The 4,126-nt window shown below is 32.1% G+C and carries 2 protein-coding genes and 1 pseudogene; 2 read left to right on the forward strand and 1 reads right to left on the reverse strand.

The window, feature by feature from the left end:
- Positions 1 to 661 precede the first annotated feature (661 nt).
- Positions 662 to 815: pseudogene (locus tag Wcon_RS13195) on the forward strand (IS3 family transposase); the annotation flags it as partial.
- Positions 816 to 854: 39 nt separating this feature from the next.
- Here the strand turns inward: Wcon_RS13195 and Wcon_RS10460 are convergent.
- Positions 855 to 1,868, reverse strand: a complete 1,014-nt coding sequence (locus tag Wcon_RS10460) for a hypothetical protein (RefSeq protein WP_114517980.1) — start codon at positions 1,866 to 1,868, stop codon at positions 855 to 857.
- A 464-nt stretch (positions 1,869 to 2,332) separates the two neighbouring features.
- Here Wcon_RS10460 and Wcon_RS10465 point away from each other — a divergent pair.
- The coding region (locus Wcon_RS10465) for an ankyrin repeat domain-containing protein (RefSeq protein ID WP_179947526.1) at positions 2,333 to 4,126 on the forward strand (1,794 nt) is incomplete at its 3' end.

Consider the following 4,126-nt stretch of genomic DNA (forward strand, 5'->3'; position numbering starts at 1 on the left):
TCATCAGCAAAAATAGGAAGAGATTTGGGTATTAGCGGCTAAGCAGGTGGGTAAAAACATACAATATCTGGAACCAAGGAAAAGGAACTTGTGACAAAGAAAAGTTTGATTTAAAGAAAGAGCTGGCAAGAGTAACGAGAGAAAGAGACATTTTAAAAAAAGCCCTGGGATATTTTGCAAACCAAAAAGAGTTTTTATAAAAGAACATGAAAATTGCTATAAAACACGGGAATTATGAAGGTTTTTGAACGTATCTGCTTGTATAGATGGATTACTCAGAAAAAAAACAATAAGAGAAGAGCTCATACAAAGAAAAGCATCACAATGCAGGTACGGAGCTCCTAAACTGAATTAAAGGCTTTAGGTAAAATCAAAACAATGTTATGCAGAAAAATGGCATTCAAGCTAAGCTTAGATGAAGGTTTAAAACCACAAATAGAGTTATAACATATTGAATCAGAATTTCACCACTGATCAACCAAACAAGATATGGGTTTAGGTACATAAAAACCAATGAAGGATGGTTGGCAATAATAGATTTAGTTGATAGGCATAGATATGGCTATTGATAGGCGCAAATCTGCTTATAGCGATCAAGGATCACAATACACCTCTAAAAATTAGAGATTTTTACTGAGTACAAAAAATATTATTTCTAGACAAAGGTTATTGTTATGATAATGCTGTTTCAGAGAGCTTTTTTAGTTCACTCATACTCATTGATACTTCACAACACTCTGCACAACACCGCAATATTTGAATATATAGAAATTTTTTATAATAAACAGCGTAGACATTCTACATTGCATTCCTGAACTTTTTATTTTCATAGCAAAAACTTCTTTACTTCCTCTCTACTTTTTCTGGGTAAGGTCAGTGTTAGGGAGAGTAAAAGAGGTAACTTCTATTGAATCTAACTCCTTTTGAAGATCAAAAGTTGGGTACATTCGCTCTTTCACTTTCTCCTCCAATGGTGGTGCTGAAGGCGTTAATAATTGTCCGCTATCGCTAAGATCTATTAAATCTTCCACATCCTGTTCTTTTTCTGTTTGTTCTAGCTCTTTTTCATTTTCAGTGTTGGTTGCTTTATCTACGTGTTTTGGTCCTTTTATAAAGTCTTGCATTTCCTTTGCAAAACTTTGCTCATAGTACCTCTGTACTAAATAAACCACATTTGCCAGTGCAAGTAGTGCAGCAACAGTTGGTAGCAGAATTGGTAGTGAGTAATGCATGAAAAAATAGAACATATTGCGCTGGAATTGAACAGGCCCTGCACATGTTTGAGCAAAAAGTGAAACAAATGGCATTAATGCAACGGAGAAAACGAGCAAGGAAGAAATCTGTAATGCTATTTTTATATTTCTTGATATTATAATCTTTTTTGCTTTATTATTAAGACTTTGATATATTTTCTCAATGTAATCCTTATTGTCCCTAATATAAGCTATTAGTTCTTTTTCTACTATCTCTATAATAGGGTTTATGATTTCTTTTTCTTCCAAATGCTTATCTATATCCGTTTTTCGCATTTGCAAGTTTTGATTTATCTTATCCAAATCATCTCTTACTTTTTGCAGTAAATTTTTATGAGTAAAATATTTTAATAAAATCGGTAAAATTAAAGGGTCTTTTTCATAAATAAAAGTGAAAACATTCAAACTAACATTATCAGGTATTATTTCTTCTGACAGAGCCACTACGGCATTTATTTTTTCTATTTCTGTATGTCCATCAAGGTAAATGTGCTCATCGTAATAAGTCTTTGAGGTCAGATTTACCAAACATCCTTCTTTTGATCTCAAGAACTCTTTTTCACCAAATACCTTACCTAATGCTTTTGTATCAGATTTTATAATATTATTTAACATAAAACTTCTTCACTAATTACTTTATATACCTGGTTTAACACTATTTTTATGATATGTCTAATTTATTTAATTATTAATTATATTGCTTAATTAATAAATTAGACCCCATTCTGTTTGAAGGATAAAATTACTATGAGTTTTCCTAATTATTCCCAAGTTCATTATTGCTAGCCCTTTAATATATATTATTAAAATTTTAAGATAAAATACTCGTCTCCAGCAACCAAAACCAGCAAACACGAGAACAAGTTTCTTTTGGATCAATTGGTCTAGAGACTCATACTCCAGAAGAAATTGATTTCTTATCCATTCATGAATTTTTAAAAAAGATAAAAAAAGATATAGAAAGAAAGAAACCGATCAATAGAAATAAGTTTTTTTTATGGTTTAACAAAATATGCAAGAAAGATAAATTTAAAGAGTATAAAAAAGACGGAAATAAAATATTCGAAGAATTTACAGCTGTGATAGGTGGAGGAGGTTTATTAGGGAAAGATGGAAAAGATAGGTACGCTAAATTAGGAAATAGACAATCTATCTTTCCTAGGAACAAAAGGGACAGTATTTATGATTTTTTTAAAGAATATAGGGAGTTTATAGAAAAAGATTCAGAATATTATGATCCTAACCTTATTGCTTATAAGTGTACTGAAGCTAAAGAATACGATGCGGTTATTGTAGATGAAGTGCAGGATTTGACTGAGAGCACATTGGATTTAATATTAAAAAGTTTAAAAGATGAAAGTAAGGGTAATTTTTTATTATGTGGTGATGTTAATCAAGTGATACATCCAAGTTTTTTTTCTCTGTCTAGGTTAAAGTCTTCTCTCAGTAATAAATATGAGAAGAATCAAAAGTTAAAACTTTGTAATCTTGAGAAGAATTATCGTAATAGTAAGCAAGTTATTGAATTAGCCAACCGTATACTACACTTTAAGAATTATTGTTTTGCTCCAGAAGATAAGATGACAGAAGAGGAAAAAGAGCTTTTTTTTATGGAGAGTGATAAAGAGAACGATGGTAATGTCGGCTTTGTTGCTAAGGATAAAGAACAGGAAATGGCGGAAAAAGTATCTGGCTCTACAAATTGGGCTGTTTTAGTTCTGAATGATGAGAATAAAGAAGGTGCTCGTAAATTATTTGATACTCCACTTGTGTTTAATATACATGAAGCCAAAGGCTTAGAGTTTAAGAACGTGATTCTTTACAAGTTTACGTTCCATGAAGCTTACAATAAAGTATGGAATATAGTATGCCCAATCAAGGGAGAGGTTGGAAATGCTATTAAGGAAATCCGTGATTTGTACAATGCAAAGAACGCAAAGACTTCAAGAAATAAGAATAAGGAAGATAAATCTTTTGAGGAAGATAAATTTTATATGAATGCTCTGTATGTCGGAATTACTCGCGCTATTGGTAGTGCCTATATTATAGATGATGAAAAAAAGTGTAATTTATTGAAAGTAATAAAACCGAAGAAAATGGTTAGTGTAGATATTAAGAAAGAAGAATCCACTCCTGAAGAATGGAGAGATATGGCACTAAAGTTAACAGATGAAGGAAATGTAGAGCAAGCTGGAAATATAGTAATGAAATTGCAACACAAGGGAGAAAAAAAATATGCTCGAGAGATCACAGATGCGTTAAAAGCTAAAAAGTGCCGTATGGGAGAAGTAACAGATGCTGTAGTACAGTCTCCTTTAGACAATGATAAATCAGATTCAGAGTTAAAATTTGATATAAAAAGTAGCCAGAATAAGGCACTAGAGTTAATAGATGAAGGAAACAAAAAGCAAACTAAAAATATAGCGATAAAGGTCCAAGAAAAGCTTTCTTTAGACAAGAATGAATCAAGGCGAACAGGAGGGAACGTTTTAAAGAAAGACTGCCATAAGGCAAAGACTAGTTCTGACAAGGGTATTAAGGGTCTTTTTGACGCTATTGAAAGAAATAACTTTGAAAAGTTTAAGAAGGCAATAAGTAAGGTGGATAGTGTTGATGCTAAGGGTAATAAAGGTTTAACTCCTTTACATGCGGCAGCATTGGAAGGTTGCGATAATATAGCTAAGTTTCTTCTGGATCATAAAGCTGATGTTAATGCTAAGACTAGTAATGGTAAAACTCCTTTCCAGAAAAATGATGATTTTACTCCTTTGCATTTGGCAGCACAAGAAGGTCGCGATGGTGTGGTTGAGCTTCTTCTGAATCATGGAGCTGATGTTAATGCTAAGAGTAATGATAGTACTACTCCTTTATTG

It is taken from the genome of Wolbachia endosymbiont of Cylisticus convexus (assembly GCF_003344345.1).

What these genes read in the sequence shown, in the direction of transcription:
- Wcon_RS10460 (WP_114517980.1), bottom strand. Translation starts at nt 1,868, where the DNA reads ATGTTAAATAATATTATAAAATCTGATACAAAAGCATTAGGTAAGGTA.